The 2,877-nt window shown below is 76.4% G+C and carries 3 protein-coding genes; 1 reads left to right on the top strand and 2 read right to left on the bottom strand.

Translation table 11 applies throughout. The annotated features are described in order from the left end of the window. Nucleotides 1-133: 133 nt before the first annotated feature. The gene (locus G3I53_RS31695) at nt 134-322 is read right to left on the bottom strand and encodes a DUF5703 family protein (protein ID WP_031108614.1); all 189 of its coding nucleotides are present in this window, start codon (nt 320-322) and stop codon (nt 134-136) included. 47 nt (nt 323-369) lie between these two features. Here G3I53_RS31695 and G3I53_RS31690 point away from each other — a divergent pair, with 47 nt between their 5' ends. Further along, nucleotides 370-1,095, top strand: coding sequence for a hypothetical protein (locus tag G3I53_RS31690; protein WP_164336652.1), 726 nt, complete (start codon nt 370-372; stop codon nt 1,093-1,095). Between the two features lie 98 nt (nt 1,096-1,193). On the opposite strand, the gene G3I53_RS31685 is transcribed toward G3I53_RS31690, so the two are convergent. Then, on the bottom strand, nt 1,194-2,877 hold a 1,684-nt coding region (locus G3I53_RS31685; RefSeq protein ID WP_164439017.1), incomplete at its 5' end, for a helix-hairpin-helix domain-containing protein.

Below are 2,877 nucleotides of genomic sequence, written 5' to 3'. Positions count from 1 at the left end.
GGTGCTGTACCGCCGGGCGCGCTCCGCGGCCTGACCCGGCACGACGAGGAGCGGACCCCGCGACCGCGGGGCCCGCTCCGTGTCCCGTCGTCCCGCACCGCCGGGACGGGCCGTCCCGGCGGTGCGCCCGGTGTCACCAGGTGGCCCGCACCTGGCGGATGATCCGCCGCCGCAGCCGCACCTTGCGGCTGCCGTCGCGCAACAGGGTCAGTCGGTACAACTCCCAGTGCCCGTACTCCGCGTGGTCGGTCAGCAGGCGTGCCGTCTCCTTGCGGGAGACCCCGCGCGGCACGTACACGTCGACAAATTCGTATTCCGGCATCGCATCTATTGTGCGGGCTGGGCCCCGGTACGGATAGCGTCTGCACTATGTCTGATGCTGCGCAGCCCACCGCTGCCGAGGTACGCGCCGCCGCCGAGGCGGTCAAGACCGCGCTCGACCGCCACCTGGCCGCGGTCGAACGCCGGTCGGGGGAGGACGACCCGGCCGTCTACGAGGCGTTCAACGAGCTGGCCGCTGCCGCGGAGGCGTACGACGAACTGCTCTACGACCGCTACGACGAGGTGACCCCCTTCGAGATCCCCGGTGAGGACCAGCTGCCGCCGTACACCGGCCCCGACGAGCCGAGCGCCCTCAGTGTGCTGATCCGGCGCGACTACGCCGTCGCGGAACCGCAGCGGCTGCGCGCGCACGCCCAGCGCATCGAGGCCGCCGACGACGAGGAGACCGGGGAGGCGTCGGGCACGGTGCACGGCGCGCTCGGGCTGCTGTTCGGCGAGTTCGAGCCGGACGAGATCGCCTCCCGGCACAAGGAGTTCGGACTGGAGGAGGGCGACTCCACGCTCTGGGTCACGGTGTCGGACGAACCGGCCGAACCCGGCGAGTGGCTGGAGGCGCCGTTCGAGGGGGCTGACCCGCAGCGGGTGATCTGCCGCTTCGACGTCAGCGCGGTCTTCGACGACGACCTCGACGACGAGGACGACGACGATCTCGACGACGCGCTGGGCCGTGCCCTGGCCGGGACCACCGACCCGGACGGGGACGACGACCTGGACGGGGACGACGACCTGGAGCCGCTCGACGCGGACCGCTGACCGCGCGCCCGGACATCCGCCCGCGGCGGTGACACCCCGGTGTCACCGCCGCAGGTGTGTCCGGCCCCGCATCCGCGCGGCCCGTACGGCGGCCGCTCTCAGCCGTCCGCCGCCGGGACCTGCGGGGCCAGCAGCACCGGCAGCCGGGTCGTCCGCGGCTTCGCCGGCACCTCGGCCACCGCACGCGGCAGCGCCTGCTCCACGCCGTGCACCACCGACAGGTGCCGGTCCGCCCGGCCGAACGCCGTGTAGACCCAGGGACGGCTCAGCAGCCCCGCCGCGTCGCCCGGCAGCACCACGACCACCGCGGGCCACCGGCAGCCCACCGCCTGGTGCGCGGTCAGCGCCCACCCGTGCCGCACGGTCCGCTCCACTCGCTCCTTCGGCACGACCACGGCCTCGCCCGCGCACGACAGGTGCAGGCCCTCGGCGTCCGCGCGCACCACGCGGCCCGTCACCGTGCGCCCCGGGGCGGGGGAGTGGGCGATCCGGTCGCCGGGGTCGAAGCCGCCGAAGCGGCCGGGGCCGGGATTGAGCCGCTCCTTGAGCGCCGCGTTCAGGGCCCGGGTGCCCACCGCGCCGCCGTGGCCGGGGGTGATCACCTGGGTCTCCTCGGCCGGCACCCCGATCGCCCGCGGCACGGAGTCCGCCACGAGCTGCACCGTCCGGTGCACCGCCTCGCCCGCATCCCGCACCGGCACGATCACGACCTCCTTGCCGGGGGCCTCGACCGCGATCAGCTCACCGGCCCCGATCCCCGAGACCAGCTCGCCCAGCGGACCCGGGTCCGGCCGCCGGGAGGCCACCTGCGGGCACACCCGTGCCGCCAGCAGATCCGCGAACACCCGGCCCGGCCCGGCCGACCACAGCACGCCCGGGTCCCCGGCCAGCACCAGCCGGGCACCGTCCGGCAGCGACTCGGTGAGCAGCGCGGCGGCCTCCACGTCCAGCTGCGGGGCGTCCAGCACGACCAGCAGGTCGAGGGCCAGGGCCCCCTCGGCGTCCCGTCCCGGCCCCTCGGCGCCGGACAGCAGCCCGGTCACCGTGGCGACCCCCGGCTCCCCGCTGTCCGATGCCTCCAGCAGCGCGGCGAAGGAATTCCGGCCGGCCGGGCCGTGCGTGGCCGCCCAGGCGCGCAGCCCGAGGCGGCGCGCGGCCCGCAGCAGGGCCGCCGGTTCGGCGACCGAGGCGGCACCCCCGGTGTGCAGCACCAGGCCGTGTCCGGCCACGGCACGGATCAGCTCGGCCGCCGATCCCTCCGCGGCACCGGCCGCGCGCTCCCAGTCGGCGCCCGAACCGTCCTCCTTCGGCACCGAGTTCACCAGCCGCGCCAGCCCGTCGGCCAGGCTCTCCTCCGCCATCGCGTACCGCTCGAGTCCCACCAGGACCCGGACCGGACGCTCCTCCTCGGCCTCGTCGGCGCCCTCGCCGGCGTCCTCCGCAGCCGCGGGCGCGGCCGGTGCCGGGCCGTCGTCCAGGGCGTCCTGGAAGACCAGGACGTCACCCTCCGCGATGGCGTCCTGGACGGCCGTCTCCGCGTCCGGCACGCCCTGCCGCGCGAGCGCGGTGGTCAGCGCGGCCATGTCGAGGGCGGTGTGCCCGGCCGCCGCAGCCTGCTCCAGCAGCCAGACGGTGACCGCGCGCCCCCTGCGGGTGTCGTCCGGCCCGGCCTCCGCGCCGAGCAGCGACCGCGCGAACCCGTCCGCTTGCTCGGGCCGCACCCCGGCGACGCGCAGCAGCTGCCAGGGATCGGCCCGCAGTGCCTCGGCGCCCCCCTCGCCC

The sequence above is a fragment of the Streptomyces sp. SID14436 genome, from assembly GCF_010548465.1.
GTDB lineage: Bacteria > Actinomycetota > Actinomycetes > Streptomycetales > Streptomycetaceae > Streptomyces.
Note: the sequence above shows the minus strand (reverse complement) of the source record. Positions and strands in the feature narration are given on the sequence as shown.

What these genes read in the sequence shown, in the direction of transcription:
- G3I53_RS31695 (WP_031108614.1), bottom strand. Translation starts at nt 322, where the DNA reads ATGCCGGAATACGAATTTGTCGACGTGTACGTGCCGCGCGGGGTCTCC.
- G3I53_RS31690 (WP_164336652.1), top strand. Translation starts at nt 370, where the DNA reads ATGTCTGATGCTGCGCAGCCCACCGCTGCCGAGGTACGCGCCGCCGCC.